This is a genomic window from Pseudomonas sp. F220, assembly GCF_057813935.1.
On sequence record NZ_JBVASJ010000003.1, the window covers coordinates 327,258 to 343,977 of the forward strand.

The following is a 16,720-nucleotide window of genomic DNA, read 5'->3' on the forward strand; positions in this document are numbered from 1 at the left end:
CAATCAGTCAGCCAGTGCAGCTTGTTGCAGCTCGAAAATCTCGTTCATGCCTTTCTTAGCCAAAGCCAGCATCGCGTTCAGCTCTTCAGGCTGGAACGGCGCGCCTTCGGCAGTACCCTGAACTTCAATGAAACCGCCGGTGCTGGTCATCACGACGTTGAGATCAGTCTCGGCAGCCGAGTCTTCCAGGTAGTCCAGATCGAGCACAGGCTCGCCTTGGTACATACCCACCGAAACAGCAGCGATCATTTGCTTGAGCGGGTCACCGCCTTTCAGGCCGCCACGCTTCTTGATCACTTTCAAGGCATCGATCAGTGCAACCATGGCGCCGGTAATCGACGCGGTGCGAGTGCCACCATCGGCCTGGATCACATCGCAATCGACGAACAAGGTGACATCACCCAGCTTGGACATGTCCAGGGCAGCGCGCAAGGAGCGACCGATCAAACGCTGGATCTCGAGCGTACGACCACCTTGTTTGCCACGGCTCGCCTCACGCTGGTTACGCTCACCAGTGGCGCGCGGCAGCATGCCGTATTCAGCAGTCAACCAACCCTGACCCTGACCTTTAAGGAAGCGCGGCACGCCATTTTCGACGCTGACCGTACAGATCACTTTGGTATCACCGAACTCGACCAGTACAGATCCCTCGGCGTGTTTGGTGTAGTTGCGGGTGATGCGGATCGAGCGGAGCTGATCGGCAGCGCGACCACTTGGACGTTTCATAGAGGAATACCTGTACAGGGACGGAAATCTGCCGAGCATTATAGAGCCCGGAACACCGACTGGGCACTTCTAAAAAACCTGCGCCGCGACCGAAGGCTCTGAACAAGGCCCTGACGCCGACTGCCGACCACCTGCAGCCCTTTATCACACGCGCAGTTTGGGAGCATTCGCTGCACTGCGTTACAATCCTGCGCCTTTGCAGCCTGTCGGCTTTAATTTATCCATCAGGCCCGCTGAAACCCCTCGAGGTTTTAGCAGGCCCGAATCGCGAGGTACCTCCATGGTGCATAGCATGACCGCCTTCGCCCGCGTCGAAAAAGCCGGCATCCAGGGCACCCTGAGCTGGGAGTTGCGCTCGGTCAACAGCCGCTACCTGGAACCGCACCTGCGTCTGCCAGAGTCTTTTCGCGACCTCGAAGGTGCTGTGCGCGAAGCGCTGCGCCAGGGCTTGTCCCGCGGAAAACTCGAATGCACCCTGCGCTTCACCGAAGAAACCACCGGCAAGCCTTTGCAGGTGGATCGTGAACGTGCCGCGCAACTGGTGGCAGCGGCCGAGACCGTGGCCAGCCTGATCAAACACCCAGCAGCCCTGAACCCGCTGGAAGTCCTGGCCTGGCCGGGTGTACTGGTGGCCGACGCGAGCGACCCGCAAGCGCTGAACGCTGAAGCACTGGCCCTGTTCAACCAGGGCCTGAAAGAACTGAAGAGCGGCCGCGAGCGCGAAGGCGCGGAGCTGGCCCGCCTGATCAACGAACGCTTGAGCTCCATAGAAGAAGACGTTGTGACCCTACGCGAGCTGGTCCCGCAAATGCTCGCGACCCAGCGCCAGAAAGTCCTGGACCGCTTCGCCGACATGAAGGCCGAGCTGGACCCGCAGCGCCTGGAACAGGAAATGGTCATGCTCGCGCAAAAGAGCGACGTGGCCGAAGAACTGGACCGGCTGAGCACCCACATCATTGAAGTTCGCCGCGTACTCAAATCCGGCGGTGCCGCTGGCCGGCGCCTGGACTTCCTGATGCAAGAGCTCAACCGCGAAGCCAATACACTGGGCTCCAAAGCCTTCGACCCGCGCAGCACTCAGGCGGCGGTCAACCTCAAAGTGTTGATCGAGCAGATGCGCGAACAAGTGCAGAATATTGAGTAAGGCTCCCCCGACATGACCCACAGCACCGGCACTCTCTACATCATTTCCGCCCCTTCAGGCGCGGGCAAGACCAGCTTGGTCAAGGCCCTGATCGACGCGCAGCCGCAAATCCGCGTGTCGGTTTCGCACACCACCCGCGCCATGCGCCCCGGTGAAGTCGACGGCGTGAACTACAACTTTGTCGACCGCGCCGAGTTCGTGCGGATGATCGAGCATGGGGACTTCCTCGAGCGAGCCGAAGTGTTCGGCAACCTCTATGGCACTTCGCAGAGCCATTTGCAGCAGACCCTGGATGAAGGCCATGACCTGATTCTGGAAATCGATTGGCAAGGCGCTGAACAAGTGCGCAAGTTGATGCCCCAGGCTCGTTCGATCTTCATTCTGCCGCCGTCCCAGCAAGCCTTGCGTCAACGCCTGACCAATCGCGGTCAGGACAGCGACGAAATCATTGAGGGCCGGATGCGCGAAGCGGTCAGCGAGATGAGTCATTACCTCGATTACGACTTCCTGATCATCAACGATGACTTTGCCATTGCACTGGACGATCTGAAGGCGATCTTCCGCGCCAATCAGCTCCGCCAAAAGCCTCAGCAGCAGCGTTTCGGTAAATTACTCGCTGAACTGCTGGCTTAAAGACCACTTCCCAAAACCGCTGCAAGGGCTTTACATTGGCACTTGTAGCGCGTTGGAGAGCTGGGCGAAAAATCAGCGCTTCCCTAAACGCTGGTGATTTTTTAAACTGTTCAGTCCGCTTGCCCATCCGGGCAGCGCGCATATTGCATTTGCTACGAGGAATACCATGGCCCGCGTAACCGTTGAAGACTGCCTAGATCACGTGGCTAACCGCTTTGAGCTGGTCATGCTCTCTACCAAACGTGCTCGTCAATTGGCGACCGGTGGCAAAGAGCCTAAGCTGGCCTGGGAAAACGATAAACCTACCGTAATGGCGTTGCGTGAAATCGCAGCAGGTCTGATGAGCTATGAAGTCATCGCTGAAGCCGAAATCGTTGAAGACGAACCGCTGTTCGCAGCGTTCGAGGACGAGTCCAACGAGGCCGTCTAAGCCTATGCCTGGTCGACGTAGCACGGCGCAGGGTCACAGTCATCGGCAGGAGTCATCATGCCGAGCATAGACGCCCTCGCCGATCGCTTATCGACCTATCTCGGCACGGACCAGGTAAACCTGGTTCGCCGAGCGTATTTCTACGCCGAACAAGCCCACGACGGCCAACGCCGACGCAGCGGCGAAGCCTACGTCACGCACCCATTAGCGGTCGCGAATATTCTTGCCGACATGCATATGGACCATCAGAGCCTGATGGCGGCCATGCTGCATGACGTGATCGAAGACACTGGTATTGCCAAGGAAGCGCTCTCAGCGCAGTTCGGTGAAACCGTGGCCGAACTGGTCGACGGGGTCAGCAAACTGACCCAGATGAACTTCGAGACCAAAGCCGAAGCCCAAGCCGAAAACTTCCAGAAAATGGCCATGGCCATGGCCCGCGATATTCGCGTGATCCTGGTCAAGCTGGCCGACCGCCTGCACAACATGCGGACCCTGGAAGTGCTGTCCGGCGAAAAACGCCGACGGATTGCCAAGGAAACCCTGGAAATCTATGCACCCATCGCCAACCGCTTGGGCATGCACAGCATTCGTATAGAGTTCGAAGACCTCGGCTTCAAAGCCATGCACCCGATGCGTTCCGCGCGGATCTACCAGGCCGTCAAACGCGCCCGGGGTAATCGCAAGGAAATCGTCAACAAGATCGAAGAGTCCCTCAGCCACTGCCTGGCCATCGACGAGATTCAGGGCGAGGTCAGCGGTCGGCAGAAACACATCTACGGCATCTACAAGAAGATGCGCGGCAAGCGTCGGGCCTTCAACGAGATCATGGACGTCTACGCGTTCCGCATCATCGTCGACAAGGTCGATACCTGCTATCGAGTGCTCGGTGCTGTACATAATTTGTACAAACCACTGCCGGGGCGCTTCAAGGATTACATCGCGATTCCCAAAGCCAACGGCTATCAGTCGCTGCATACCACGCTGTTCGGCATGCACGGCGTACCGATCGAGATTCAGATCCGCACCCGTGAAATGGAAGAGATGGCCAACAACGGCATCGCCGCCCATTGGCTGTACAAATCCAGTGGTGATGAGCAACCGAAAGGCACTCACGCCCGTGCTCGCCAATGGGTCAAGGGCGTACTGGAAATGCAGCAGCGCGCCGGCAACTCCCTTGAGTTCATCGAAAGCGTGAAGATCGACCTGTTCCCGGACGAGGTCTATGTCTTCACGCCCAAAGGCCGGATCATGGAGCTACCCAAAGGCTCCACGGCGGTCGACTTCGCCTATGCGGTACACACCGACGTCGGCAACAGCTGCATCGCCTGCCGGATCAACCGTCGCCTGGCGCCACTGTCCGAACCACTGCAAAGCGGCTCGACCGTGGAAATCGTCAGCGCCCCGGGCGCCCGGCCAAACCCGGCCTGGCTCAACTTCGTGGTTACCGGCAAGGCCCGCACGCATATTCGTCACGCCCTGAAACTGCAACGCCGTTCCGAGTCCATCAGCCTTGGTGAACGCCTGCTGAACAAGGTGCTCAACGGCTTCGACAGCTCGTTGGAAAAAGTACCGGCCGAGCGCATCCAGTTGATGATCAACGAATACCGTCTCGAAGTGATCGAAGACTTGCTTGAAGACATCGGCCTTGGCAATCGCATGGCCTATGTCGTCGCCCGCCGCCTGCTCGGCGAAGGCGAACAGCTGCCGAGCGCGGAAGGTCCGCTGGCGATTCGCGGCACCGAAGGCCTGGTCCTCAGTTACGCCAAGTGCTGCACACCGATCCCTGGTGACCCGATTGTCGGCCACCTGTCCGCAGGCAAAGGGATGGTGGTGCACCTGGACAACTGCCGCAACATCAGCGAAATCCGCCATAACCCGGAAAAATGCATCCAGCTCTCCTGGGCGAAGGATGTTACCGGCGAATTCAACGTCGAACTGCGCGTCGAGCTGGAACACCAGCGCGGTCTGATTGCCCTGCTGGCCAGCAGCGTCAACGCGGCCGATGGCAATATCGAAAAAATCAGCATGGACGAACGCGATGGTCGCATCAGCGTGGTCCAACTGGTGGTCAGCGTGCACGACCGAGTGCATCTGGCCCGAGTGATCAAGAAACTGCGCGCCCTGACCGGGGTCACCCGCATCACCCGCATGCGCGCGTAACCAACCCATTACAAGGAGTCATTCATGACCAAGACTGTTATCACCAGCGACAAAGCACCTGCCGCCATCGGTACTTATTCCCAGGCGATCAAGGCTGGCAACACTGTCTACATGTCCGGTCAAATCCCTCTGGACCCAAAAACCATGGAACTGGTCGAAGGCTTCGAAGCCCAGACCATTCAGGTTTTCGAGAACCTCAAGGCCGTGGCTGAAGCCGCCGGTGGTTCGTTCAAAGATATCGTCAAACTGAACATCTTCCTCACCGACCTGAGCCACTTCGCCAAGGTCAACGAGATCATGGGCAAATATTTCGACCAGCCTTACCCTGCCCGCGCCGCCATCGGCGTCGCTGCACTGCCAAAAGGCTCTCAGGTTGAGATGGACGCCATTCTCGTCATCGAGTAACTGGTAACACGTCCTGGCGCAGCCGCCGCGCTGCGCCAATTCCGTTTTGAAAGGATTCCGTCATGCGCAAAGCGCTTGCTCTCTCTTTGCTTGCCATTTTTCTCAGCGGCTGTGCCAGCGATCCCGCCGACCGCGACATCAGTGGCACCTGGATCAACCAGGCGGCAATCGATGCTGCGTCCAAAGGCGGCCACTTGCGCGAAGCCCTCCAGACCCACGGTCCAAACCTGGAATGGGACATCAATACCAAAGCCGGCCAGGCGCGATACACCAACGGTTTTGAAAATGTCGAAGGCAAACTGCTGGGCGAAAAATCCGGTGCCTGGAAGGTCGACTTCTATGGCAGCTCCGCCAGTGAGCTAAGTCGCGACGGCAAACAACTCCAGCAAGTGGCAACCGACTCCGAACCGGAACAGGTTTTCGATCGGGCGCAAGGCACGGTTCCCGAAGGCGCACCGATTGGCGCCAGTTTCGAGCGGGCCCTGTACTCCTCTTACATGGGCGGTAGCTGGAAAGTCGTCAGCGGTCCAGGCGAAGGCAGCACCGTTCAGTTCCAGGCCGATGGCCGGATTGAAGGCCTGCCAGGCACAGATCGCTACGCGCTCTGCCTCGCCGGTGATTGCGCGTCCATGAGCGGCGGCAACGACAACATCTGGCTGCAACAGAACGGCCAAGGCAATACCTGGATTTTCGCGCGCAAGGGCAAACAGCTGGAGATATTCCAAACGATCAACACTGCTCAGGCGGACGAGATGCCTTCGTTCACGCCGGGTGATCGCAAGTGGTTGCTCGAGAAGCAGTGATCCAACCCTGATATCAACACAATCCAAATGTGGGAGCGGGCTTGCTCGTGATAGCGGTGTAACAGTCAACGTAGATGCTGAATGTTACGACCTCATCGCGAGCAAGCCCGCTCCCACATTAGATGTGTGTGTGGCGATTGACCTTCAGCAGCGCCCTTCAAGAATCGCCACATACCCTTCACGAAAGCTCGGATAACGCGGTACCCAGCCCAATGCCCGAGCCCGGGCATTGCTGCAACGCTTGCTGCCGTTGCGGCGGACACTGGCATCCGCTGCCCATTCAGTGACCCCCAAGTACTCGCGCAACCAGCCGACCACTTCCGACAGTGGTGCAGGTGTATCGTCGACACCGATATAGCAGTCCTGCAGCATTTCGCCCCGATGATCCGCCTGAAGCAGGAACGCCAGCAGGCCTGCAGCATCGTCGACGTGAATCCGGTTGCCATACAACGGCGGGTCGATTGCCACACGATAACCCTGGCGCACCTGAGTCAGCAGCCACTCACGGCCCGGACCGTAGATGCCGGTCAAGCGAACCAGACTGGCCGGTATGCCGCTGTGCAAAGCCACCTGCTCGGCTTCCAGCATCAAACGCCCGGAGTAACCGCTCGCTTGCGTGGGCGAGGTTTCATCGACCCATTCACCGTCCTGCTGACCGTAAACGCTGCTGCTTGAGACAAACAGCAGACGCTTGGGCGCCTGACCGTAGTCGTTCAGCCAATCCAGTACATGCTGTAAGCCCTGAACATAAGCGGCGCGGTAGCCGGCCTCATCGTGATCGGTGGCGGCCGCGCAATACACCAGGTAATCAACCGCACCGACCGGCCAGGTCGCCGGACAGTCTTCATTGAACAAGTCGCCGGCAACGCCAATAACGCCCTCGGGCAGGCGTGAGATGTCACGCCGCAGGCCATGAACCTCCCACCCCGAGGACAGCAATTGCGTGGCCAGACGGCCGCCGACATCACCACAACCGGCGATTAACACAGAAGGCGCGGACATCAGAAATCTCCCATCAGAAAGGCACAGCCTAGCGCCGACAATGGACGATCGGCTAGTCATCAAAGAAAAAAGATACTCGATTACTTTTGTTAACAAGAACTATTTGCAATAATGATCGCCCATTTGTTCTCGGCCCTACGAGGCCTGGAAGGACATTTACCTTTTTTCCTCTTAGGTCCGGCCAGCATGACAAGCAATCAATTCCCCGCTTCGCCAACCAAGCTTCCTAGCCCTTCGCGCGCCTGGCGCATGGTAGCAACGCTGCTGTTCAGCCTGCTGCTGGCACCGACCGCCGCGTTCGCCGACGAGCCTGTGCCTGCCACCGTACCTGCTACTCACCGCACCGCTGATCATACCCCTCCGGTTGTGACCCAGGTCGTTACCGACCCGGCTCTGGTTGGTGAAGGTGCAACCCTCGAATACCAGCCGGAAGTACTCGAGGCCGATAACACCCTGGGCATGGCCCACGACTTGTCGCCTTGGGGCATGTATCAGAACGCCGACATCATCGTAAAAGTCGTGATGATCGGCCTGGCCATCGCGTCGATCATCACCTGGACCATCTGGATCGCCAAGGGCTTTGAACTGCTCGGCGCCAAACGTCGTCTGCGCAGTGAAATCGCCAGCCTGAAAAAAGCCACCACTCTTAAAGAAGCCAGCACAACCGCCAGCAAGGAAGGCACACTCGCCAACCTGCTGGTCCACGACGCCTTGGAAGAAATGCGTCTGTCGGCCAACAGCCGCGAAAAAGAAGGCATCAAGGAACGCGTCAGCTTCCGTCTTGAGCGCCTGGTTGCAGCATGCGGCCGAAACATGAGCAGCGGCACCGGCGTGCTGGCAACCATCGGTTCCACCGCGCCCTTCGTCGGCCTGTTCGGTACCGTGTGGGGCATCATGAACAGCTTCATCGGCATCGCCAAAACCCAGACCACCAACCTCGCCGTCGTTGCTCCCGGCATTGCCGAAGCCTTGCTGGCGACTGCCCTGGGCCTGGTTGCAGCGATCCCGGCGGTGGTGATCTACAACGTCTTCGCCCGCTCTATCGCCGGTTACAAGGCGCAGGTTTGCGATGCCTCGGCAGAAGTCCTGCTGCTGGTCAGCCGTGACCTGGACCACCTGCCGCCTGAGCGCGTATCGCAACCGCACATGGTGAAAGTGGGGTAATCGGCCATGGGCTTGCATTTGAAAGAAGGCGCTGACGACGATCTCGCCGAGAACCACGAAATCAACGTCACGCCATTTATCGACGTGATGCTGGTGCTGCTGATCATCTTCATGGTGGCAGCACCGCTGGCGACTGTGGACATTAAAGTTGACCTGCCCGCCTCGAGCGCCAAACCGGCGCCGCGACCAGAGAAGCCGGTGTTCCTCAGCGTCAAGGCCGATCAACGGCTATTCCTTGGCGAAGACGAAGTAAAGGCTGAAGCGCTGGGCGCGACCCTTGATGCCAGGACTCATGGCAAGAAGGACACGACGATCTTCTTCCAGGCCGATAAAGGCGTGGACTACGGCGACCTGATGAGTGTGATGGACGCCTTGCGGGCAGCCGGATACCTGAAAGTCGGCTTGGTCGGACTCGAGACGGCAGCCAAGAAATGATCACAACGCGCCAAAAGCTGACGCGTTACAGCGCTAGCCTGGCAGTGGTGCTGGGCGTCCACGCGGTCGCGATTATTCTCGCGCTCAACTGGTCGTCACCACAGCCGGTCGAACTGCCACCGCAAGCGATGATGGTCGAGCTGGCGCCGGTTCCGGCACCGCCTCCACCGGCACCGCCGAAGGTTGTGACACCACCGCAACCACCGGCCCCGGTGGAAGAGCTACCGCTGCCAAAACTCGCAGAGGCACCGAAGCCGACTATCTCCGTGCCCAAGCCGGTCAAGCTCAAGCCAAAGCCGCAGCCGCCCAAGCCCGAGGAGAAAAAACCGGAGCCACCGAAGGAAAAACCGTCCGAGGAAAAACCCAGCGACACAGCGCAGACCAACGCGCCCACCGAAAAAACCGCGCCGCCGACGCCTGGCCCCTCGCATGCACAAGCGGCTGCCAAAGCCAACTGGCAAGGTGAGTTGCAGGCCCATATGGCAAAGTACAAGCGGTATCCAGGGGAAGCTCTGCGACGCGGAAAGGAAGGGACCAACAGCCTGCGCTTCGTCGTCAACGCCGAAGGGATCGTGCTTTCCTATGAGCTGGTGAACCGCTCTGGCAATGCTGATCTGGATCGGGCAACGCTGGAAATGATTCGCAAAGCCCAGCCGCTGCCAAAGCCTCCGGCAGATGTGCTGAGCAACGGCACCATCGAAATCACCGCAGCCTATAATTACGAAATCGATAAAAGACGACGTCATTAATAAACTCCAAAAGGCACCGAAAGGTGCCTTTTGCATATCCGTCACCGCCAAACACGCATTGTCCAGTGTCGCATTGCTCACCCAGTCTGATAACGTGCGTCTATCGATTGCAGCCGGTATGCTTGGCTCGCAACCTCATGGACGCCCGCTATGACTCTCACAGAATTGCGCTACATCGTTACCCTCGCCCAAGAGCAGCACTTCGGCCATGCGGCCGAGCGCTGCCATGTCAGTCAGCCGACCTTGTCGGTAGGCGTGAAGAAGCTTGAAGACGAACTCGGTGTGCTGATTTTCGAGCGCAGCAAAAGCGCGGTGCGCCTGACGCCTGTCGGCGAGGGCATCGTCGCCCAGGCCCAGAAGGTTCTTGAGCAAGCCCAAGGTATTCGTGAGCTGGCCCAGGCCGGTAAAAACCAGCTGACCGCGCCACTGAAAGTCGGCGCGATCTACACGGTTGGTCCGTATCTGTTCCCGCACCTGATTCCACAACTGCACCGGGTCGCCCCGCAGATGCCGTTGTACATCGAAGAAAATTTCACCCACGTACTGCGCGACAAACTGCGCAACGGCGAGCTGGACGCGATCATTATCGCCCTGCCGTTCAACGAGGCTGACGTACTGACGCTGCAGCTCTACGATGAGCCGTTCTACGTACTGATGCCCAGCTCGCACCCATGGACCCAAAAGAAAACCATCGACGCCAGCCTGCTCAACGACAAGAGCCTGCTGCTGCTCGGCGAAGGCCACTGCTTCCGCGATCAGGTACTCGAGGCCTGTCCGACCCTGGCCAAAGGCAGCGATGGCGCCAAGCACACCACCGTCGAATCCAGCTCCCTGGAAACCATTCGACACATGGTTGCTTCCGGCCTGGGTATCTCGGTCCTGCCGCTCTCGGCGGTGGACAGCCATCACTACGCCCCTGGCGTGATCGAAGTACGCCCGATGACGCCACCGGTGCCGTTCCGCACCGTAGCGATCGCCTGGCGCGCCAGCTTCCCACGGCCAAAAGCGATTGAAATCCTCGCTGACTCGATCCGCCTGTGCTCGGTGGCCAAGCCGCCAGTGGCGAGCTAAGACGCCGCGATGACTGAGCTGTCGAAGGTGCCGGTCACAGCGCTCAAGGGCGTCGGTGAAGCGATGGCCGAGAAACTGGCCAAGGTCGGCTTGGAGAATCTCCAGGACGTCCTGTTTCACCTGCCCATGCGCTATCAGGACCGCACCCGCGTGGTGCCGATCGGCCAACTGCGACCGGGGCAGGATGCAGTGATCGAAGGCACCGTCAGCGGCGCCGACGTGGTCATGGGCAAGCGCCGCAGCTTGCTGGTGCGCCTGCAGGATGGCACCGGCGGGCTCAGTCTGCGCTTCTACCATTTCAGCAACGCACAAAAAGAAGGCCTTAAACGCGGCACCCGCGTGCGCTGTTATGGCGAGGCCCGGCCCGGTGCGTCGGGGCTGGAAATCTACCACCCGGAATACCGCGCCATCAACGGCGACGAACCACCGCCGGTGGATCAAACCCTGACGCCGATCTACCCGCTCACCGAAGGCCTGACCCAGCAACGGCTACGTCAGCTGTGCCAGCAAAGCCTGGCCCTGCTCGGCCCGAGCAGCCTGCCTGACTGGCTGCCGGAAGAACTGGCGCGCGACTATCAACTGGCCCCGCTGGACGACGCGATTCGTTACCTGCACCACCCACCGGCGGACGCCGATGTCGACGAGCTCGCACTGGGTCATCACTGGGCCCAACACCGGCTGGCATTCGAAGAGCTGCTGACCCATCAGCTGTCTCAGCAGCGCCTGCGCGAAAGCCTGCGCTCCCAGCGTGCGCCAGCCTTGCCGAAAGCCAAAGAGCTGCCAGCGAAATACCTGGCCAATCTGGGCTTCCCGCCGACTGGCGCGCAGCAACGGGTGGGCAATGAAATCGCCTACGACCTCAGTCAACCCGAGCCGATGCTGCGGCTGATTCAAGGTGATGTCGGCGCCGGCAAAACCGTGGTCGCCGCCCTCGCCGCCTTGCAGGCGCTGGAAGCGGGCTATCAGGTCGCATTGATGGCACCCACCGAGATTCTCGCCGAACAGCACTTCATCAACTTCACGCGCTGGCTTGAACCCCTGGGTATCGAAACTGCGTGGCTGGCCGGCAAGCTCAAAGGCAAAAACCGCGTAACGGCGCTGGAGCAGATCGCCAACGGCACACCAATGGTGGTCGGCACCCATGCGCTGTTCCAGGACGAAGTGCAGTTCAAGAACCTGGCGCTGGTGATCATCGACGAGCAGCACCGCTTCGGCGTGCAGCAACGTCTGGCCCTGCGCCAGAAAGGCGTGGGCGGTCGGATGTGCCCGCATCAGTTGATCATGACTGCTACGCCGATTCCGCGGACGCTGGCCATGAGTGCCTACGCTGATCTCGACACCTCGATCCTCGACGAACTACCACCCGGCCGGACCCCGGTGAACACCGTGCTGGTCACCGACACCCGACGTATTGAAGTCATCGAACGCGTGCGCGCTGCCTGCGCTGAAGGTCGCCAGGCCTATTGGGTGTGCACGCTTATTGAGGAATCTGAAGAGCTCACGTGCCAGGCCGCCGAAACAACTTACGAAGACCTGACCAGCGCCCTTGGCGAACTGCGGGTCGGACTGATTCACGGGCGAATGAAACCCGCAGAGAAGGCTGCGGTCATGGCCGAGTTCAAGGCCGGCGCCCTGCAACTACTGGTGGCGACCACCGTGATCGAAGTCGGCGTCGACGTGCCCAACGCCAGCCTGATGATCATCGAGAACCCTGAGCGTCTGGGCCTTGCGCAACTGCACCAATTGCGCGGCCGGGTTGGCCGGGGCAGCGCCGCCAGTCACTGCGTATTGCTCTACCATCCACCGCTGTCACAGATCGGCCGTCAGCGCCTGGGTATCATGCGCGAGACCAACGACGGCTTCATCATCGCCGAAAAAGACCTCGAACTGCGCGGCCCCGGCGAGATGCTCGGCACCCGGCAAACCGGCCTGCTGCAATTCAAAGTTGCCGACCTGATGCGCGACGCCGATCTTCTGCCCGCTGTACGCGATGCCGCCCAGGCTTTGCTCGAACGCTGGCCGCAACACGTGAGCCCTCTACTGGAGCGCTGGCTACGTCATGGGCAGCAATACGGCCAAGTGTGAGCAGCGTCTCAGTTTTAGGACCATCCCCCTAATCAAGCTGGTTATACTCCAGAAATTGTTTGACCACGGATACAGACCATGACCGAAGTTGCCCTCGCTACGGAAGCACCGCACGCCCCGTCTGCTATCCGGCTGCTGCTTGGCAAGCTAGCCATCAGCTACAACGAAGTGCTCGACCGCCCCGGCCTCTCTGCCGCGCGCAAGGTTCAGGCCGTTCTGCTGGAAGACGCAGTCGGCGTACTCATGGTGCTGTTCCCACAGAGTCAACTGCTGGACCTCAACCGTCTCGCCGAACTGATCGGTCGACGTCTTACCGCGGTGCCTCTGGATCGCCTGCAGCGCATGCTCGGCAAACACAACCTGAGCCTGCTGCCCGGTCTGCCAGCGCTCACCAGTGCACCCTGCCTCTATGAAGAAAGTCTGCTGCGCGAACCGAGCCTGCTGATCAACTCGGGCGAGCCTGGCCTGCTGCTGGAAGTCTCCAGCGAAGCCTTCAAAAGCATGCTGACCAAGGCCAGCGCCGCAAACTTCGGCGAAGCCCTGAACACGATCCGCCCGAACCTCGACCGCCCCGATGATGACCGCGAGGAAATCACCCAGGCGGTGCGGGCCTTCACCGCCCGGCGTATTCAGCAACGGCTGGAAGAGACCATCGAGATACCACCGCTGGCCGAGACTGCGCAGAAAATCATCAAACTGCGGGTCGACCCCAACGCCACCATCGACGACATCACCGGGGTGGTGGAAACCGATCCATCCCTGGCCGCGCAAGTGGTGAGCTGGGCGGGGTCACCGTACTACGCCTCGCCGGGCAAGATTCGCTCAGTGGAAGACGCGATCGTGCGTGTGCTCGGTTTCGATCTGGTCATCAATCTGGCGCTGGGCCTGGCCTTGGGCAAAACCCTGAGCCTGCCCAAAGACCGTCCGCAACACACCACACCGTACTGGCAGCAGTCGATCTACACCGCTGCAGTCATCGAAGGCCTGACCCGCGCCATGCCCCGCGCCCAGCGCCCGGAAGCTGGCCTGACCTACCTCGCAGGCTTGCTGCACAACTTCGGCTATCTGCTGCTGGCCCACGTTTTCCCGCCGCACTTCTCGCTGATCTGCCGTCATCTGGAGGTCAACCCGCACCTGTGCCACAGCTATGTCGAGCAACACCTGCTGGGCATCAGCCGCGAACAGATCGGTTCATGGCTGATGCGCCTCTGGGACATGCCGGAAGAACTGTCTACCGCCCTGCGATTCCAGCACGACCCGGGCTACGACCGCGACTACGCTGAGTACCCGAACCTGGTGTGCCTGGCCGTACGTCTGCTGCGCAGCCGAGGTATCGGCTCCGGCCCCGACGAAGAAATCCCCGACGCGTTGCTCGAACGGCTGGGCCTGAGCCGCGACAAAGCCGAAGACGTCGTCAGCAAAGTCCTCGAAGCCGAAGTCTTGTTGCGCGAGCTGGCTTCCCAGTTCAGCCAGGGATAAAACAAGCCCTAGTGCTCGTCAGCTAAGCACGGGTGCCCCTGCTTAGCTGACGCCCGAGACTGTCATGCCTGCGTCATAGGCTCGCGCCATCCCAATCAAGGAGCGCGATATGCACCTCACCCGTTTAAGCGCGCTGGCGGTGCTGATGCTGATGCTGATGCTGATGCTGATGCTGATGCTCAGTAGCCTGGCCAGTGCCGAAGTTCGTGTCGAAGGCCCGGTCGAGTATGGTTTTTTCGAAGGCCCAAAAGCTGAGCTGCAATCAGGTGAGCGGATCTTGCGGCACAGCAACGAAAAGATCGAACAAGCCGAAGTAGTGCCGGGAGAGTGGCGTTTTATGGTGTTCCAGGGTGACCGTCTGCTGGTGCAACAGCGTTTCACCGTGCGCTGAATCGCTAATCTTCAAGCGTCGAACTGTTCATCAGGCTGAATGCCCGTTGCTCCCACACTCGATCTACTGTGGGAGCGCGCTTTTGTGACCTGACTCAGGTCTTAGGCTTGTCCTTCCTCGGCTTCAAATACTTGGTCAGCCCCTGGAACCAGATCACCAGCGCCGGGTTGCCCTTGATCTGGATCGACTTGTCCTGAATCCCCGTCATGAACGCCAGTTGCTTGTTCTTCGCCTGCATCGTGGCAAAGCCGTACGCGGCATCTTTAAAGGCAATGGCAAATGCCGGCGCTGGGTAAACACCCGAGCGACTGGTAATACGTTGGCCTTTGACGAAAAAGTGACGGGCAACTTTGCCGTCAGTGGTCTCCAACTGGAACACCAGTTCTTTATCACCCAACTGCTGCTGAAACGCCGGGTTGCTACGACTGGCTTTGCCCATCAACAGACCCAGCATCCAGAGAAGAAAACGAAATTTCATGCTCACAGCCTCAAAGAAAAAATGAACGACCGGCGCAGTGTAGCGGCTTCAAGCAAGAACACCACAGGTGTGCTGCGTTAGAAGAAGATGATGTGGTTTTTGCGGCTGATGACTACCAAGTCACAGAATTATTTCGACCAGACCGCGCTCTTGAGTAACTGTCGCCAAGACCCAGGCGCGCACATGACGTCGTGCAGTTCATAGGTGGTGATGGTGCGGCCGGCGGATCGAACACCAACATTGCTCGCTAAGTCGGCCAACGATGTTTAGGGAGGCGATTGCGCGCATGAGGTTGCAGGCTCCAATAGCTGCGCAACGCGCCGTCAGAAATATAAGGCCCGCGCCAACGACTGGGTAGATTCGCTTTCGACCCAAGCAGCCAATCAAAACAGGCAGCAATCGGCCATAAGCGGTCACTATAGATCATACCCTTTCAGTATCGTGGACAAGATGATGGCGAAACAGTAGCTTCTGAGCGTCTGAAAAAGTGAGCCAGCAAACCATGACTCGAACTGCCTACGATGAAAATCCTCTGCGTGCTTCCGTTCAGCGCATCCTAGATATGCGAAAAATGCCGGAGTTCTCGAGCGAAGCTATAGCCGCTGATGAAGGCTATACGTTTGCCCGGGACAAGGTTTTTGCTATTGCTCAAGCTCTTCAGGAGCTTCTTGATAGTACGCCTGCTGAGCTCACGAGCGCGGGAGGGCTGAGCACATTGAACAGTCATCTGCAGGCTCCGCTAGCAGAGCTGAATGCGTTTCTCGGTAATACAAACGCCGGCCATATTGTTAACGCTTCGTCGATGTTGGACCAAAGCGTAATGTCAAATTTTTGGGCATTCACACCCCAACTACAAAGCGTTGCAGAGAAAACCTTTCCTGCCTTGCTCAAATCTCAAGCCGAGTTTTCGCAAGGAGTTATTCAGGATCTGGCCCGACGCCGGGACGAATTAGCTGCAGAACTGAACGTGGCCACCGAAAAGAGCCAATTTCTTGCTAAAAAGCTTGATGAGGCTACGGAAAGCGCAGCCAGGGAGCGCGCAGAAGCATCTGCTGCGATTGCCAAGCTGGAGCAAGTATTTACTCAGGCTGAAGGCGCGCGTCAGTTGGCGTTTGACACTGCTGTTGCCGAGCAGCGAGAGAAACATAAGACGGAAATAGAGCTTCAGACATACGCTGCTTCGAAAACGCTGGAAGATCTCAACACCTTCCGTGATGACGCCGCACGCATCGTACAGGTGGTTGGCAATATTGGGGTAACCGGCAATTACCAGCGAATTGCTACCTCTGAGGGCGAAAGTGCGAACTTCTGGCGATGGGTGACTGTGGCGATTTTTGGAACAGGCATTGCGATCGCGATGGCCACATTCTACAAATTTTGGCATGAGCCCTTTACACAAGACACCGCGATATCGGTACTCATTCGCCTGTTCTACGTAAGCGATCCATCACCTACACCTTCAAAGCCGCCAGTTGATCCTCAATGCTGTGCTCCCGAACTCTTTCAGGAGCCAGCACCTCATGATGCGACCCGATGCAAAAGTGGAAAAAGTCTACCTCTAC

Annotated in this window: 17 protein-coding genes; 14 read left to right on the top strand and 3 right to left on the bottom strand. The window is 59.0% G+C overall.

Annotation, left to right across the window (positions count from 1 at the left end; genetic code table 11):
* Positions 1 to 3: 3 nt before the first annotated feature.
* Positions 4 to 726: a ribonuclease PH gene (gene rph / locus ACZYSM_RS05130; RefSeq protein WP_489069489.1), complete on the bottom strand. Its 723-nt coding sequence runs from the start codon at positions 724 to 726 to the stop codon at positions 4 to 6.
* Positions 727 to 1,006: 280 nt separating this feature from the next.
* Here rph and ACZYSM_RS05135 point away from each other — a divergent pair, with 280 nt between their 5' ends.
* The 6 genes from ACZYSM_RS05135 (at position 1,007) to ACZYSM_RS05160 (ending at position 6,304) form a co-directional block, all read left to right on the top strand.
* Positions 1,007 to 1,870, top strand: a complete 864-nt coding sequence (locus ACZYSM_RS05135; protein WP_489069491.1) for a YicC/YloC family endoribonuclease — start codon at positions 1,007 to 1,009, stop codon at positions 1,868 to 1,870.
* Between the two features lie 12 nt (positions 1,871 to 1,882).
* Positions 1,883 to 2,503, top strand: coding sequence for a guanylate kinase (gmk, locus tag ACZYSM_RS05140; RefSeq protein WP_489069493.1), 621 nt, complete (start codon positions 1,883 to 1,885; stop codon positions 2,501 to 2,503).
* Positions 2,504 to 2,669: 166 nt separating this feature from the next.
* A complete protein-coding gene (gene rpoZ / locus ACZYSM_RS05145) occupies positions 2,670 to 2,933 on the top strand; it encodes a DNA-directed RNA polymerase subunit omega (protein WP_150640823.1) in 264 nt (87 codons plus the stop codon).
* Between the two features lie 57 nt (positions 2,934 to 2,990).
* Positions 2,991 to 5,096 carry a bifunctional GTP diphosphokinase/guanosine-3',5'-bis pyrophosphate 3'-pyrophosphohydrolase gene (gene spoT / locus ACZYSM_RS05150; RefSeq protein WP_489069496.1) on the top strand — a complete coding sequence of 702 codons (2,106 nt, stop codon included), beginning with the start codon at positions 2,991 to 2,993 and terminating at the stop codon, positions 5,094 to 5,096.
* A gap of 24 nt (positions 5,097 to 5,120) precedes the next feature.
* Positions 5,121 to 5,501: a RidA family protein gene (locus tag ACZYSM_RS05155; protein ID WP_015097371.1), complete on the top strand. Its 381-nt coding sequence runs from the start codon at positions 5,121 to 5,123 to the stop codon at positions 5,499 to 5,501.
* 62 nt (positions 5,502 to 5,563) lie between these two features.
* Positions 5,564 to 6,304 carry a hypothetical protein gene (locus ACZYSM_RS05160; protein WP_489069499.1) on the top strand — a complete coding sequence of 247 codons (741 nt, stop codon included), beginning with the start codon at positions 5,564 to 5,566 and terminating at the stop codon, positions 6,302 to 6,304.
* A 144-nt stretch (positions 6,305 to 6,448) separates the two neighbouring features.
* On the opposite strand, the gene ACZYSM_RS05165 is transcribed toward ACZYSM_RS05160, so the two are convergent.
* Positions 6,449 to 7,306 (bottom strand): SDR family oxidoreductase, encoded by an 858-nt coding sequence (locus ACZYSM_RS05165; RefSeq protein WP_489069501.1) that lies wholly within the window; start codon positions 7,304 to 7,306, stop codon positions 6,449 to 6,451.
* A 186-nt stretch (positions 7,307 to 7,492) separates the two neighbouring features.
* Here ACZYSM_RS05165 and exbB point away from each other — a divergent pair, with 186 nt between their 5' ends.
* The 7 genes from exbB (at position 7,493) to ACZYSM_RS05200 (ending at position 14,680) form a co-directional block, all read left to right on the top strand.
* Complete coding sequence (gene exbB, locus ACZYSM_RS05170; RefSeq protein WP_489069504.1) at positions 7,493 to 8,470, top strand: tonB-system energizer ExbB; 978 nt, start codon at positions 7,493 to 7,495, stop codon at positions 8,468 to 8,470.
* Positions 8,471 to 8,476: 6 nt separating this feature from the next.
* Entirely contained in the window at positions 8,477 to 8,905 is a 429-nt protein-coding gene (gene exbD, locus ACZYSM_RS05175; RefSeq protein WP_489069506.1) for a TonB system transport protein ExbD, read from the top strand.
* Positions 8,902 to 9,654, top strand: coding sequence for an energy transducer TonB family protein (locus ACZYSM_RS05180; protein WP_489069508.1), 753 nt, complete (start codon positions 8,902 to 8,904; stop codon positions 9,652 to 9,654). The genes exbD and ACZYSM_RS05180 overlap by 4 nt, the downstream gene beginning before the upstream one ends.
* A 150-nt stretch (positions 9,655 to 9,804) precedes the next feature.
* Positions 9,805 to 10,725 carry a hydrogen peroxide-inducible genes activator gene (locus ACZYSM_RS05185; RefSeq protein ID WP_489069510.1) on the top strand — a complete coding sequence of 307 codons (921 nt, stop codon included), beginning with the start codon at positions 9,805 to 9,807 and terminating at the stop codon, positions 10,723 to 10,725.
* 9 nt (positions 10,726 to 10,734) lie between these two features.
* Positions 10,735 to 12,810, top strand: a complete 2,076-nt coding sequence (gene recG / locus ACZYSM_RS05190; RefSeq protein WP_489069512.1) for an ATP-dependent DNA helicase RecG — start codon at positions 10,735 to 10,737, stop codon at positions 12,808 to 12,810.
* A gap of 78 nt (positions 12,811 to 12,888) precedes the next feature.
* The gene (locus ACZYSM_RS05195; RefSeq protein WP_489069514.1) at positions 12,889 to 14,289 is read left to right on the top strand and encodes an aminoacyl-tRNA deacylase and HDOD domain-containing protein; all 1,401 of its coding nucleotides are present in this window, start codon (positions 12,889 to 12,891) and stop codon (positions 14,287 to 14,289) included.
* A gap of 109 nt (positions 14,290 to 14,398) precedes the next feature.
* Complete coding sequence (locus tag ACZYSM_RS05200) at positions 14,399 to 14,680, top strand: DUF3859 domain-containing protein (protein WP_489069516.1); 282 nt, start codon at positions 14,399 to 14,401, stop codon at positions 14,678 to 14,680.
* A 94-nt stretch (positions 14,681 to 14,774) separates the two neighbouring features.
* Here ACZYSM_RS05200 and ACZYSM_RS05205 read toward each other — a convergent pair whose 3' ends face one another.
* Positions 14,775 to 15,158 (bottom strand): helicase, encoded by a 384-nt coding sequence (locus ACZYSM_RS05205; RefSeq protein WP_489069518.1) that lies wholly within the window; start codon positions 15,156 to 15,158, stop codon positions 14,775 to 14,777.
* 502 nt (positions 15,159 to 15,660) lie between these two features.
* On the opposite strand from ACZYSM_RS05205, the gene ACZYSM_RS05210 reads away from it, so the two are divergent.
* Positions 15,661 to 16,720, top strand: a 1,060-nt coding sequence (locus ACZYSM_RS05210) for a hypothetical protein (protein ID WP_489069520.1), incomplete at its 3' end; no start/stop codon positions are given.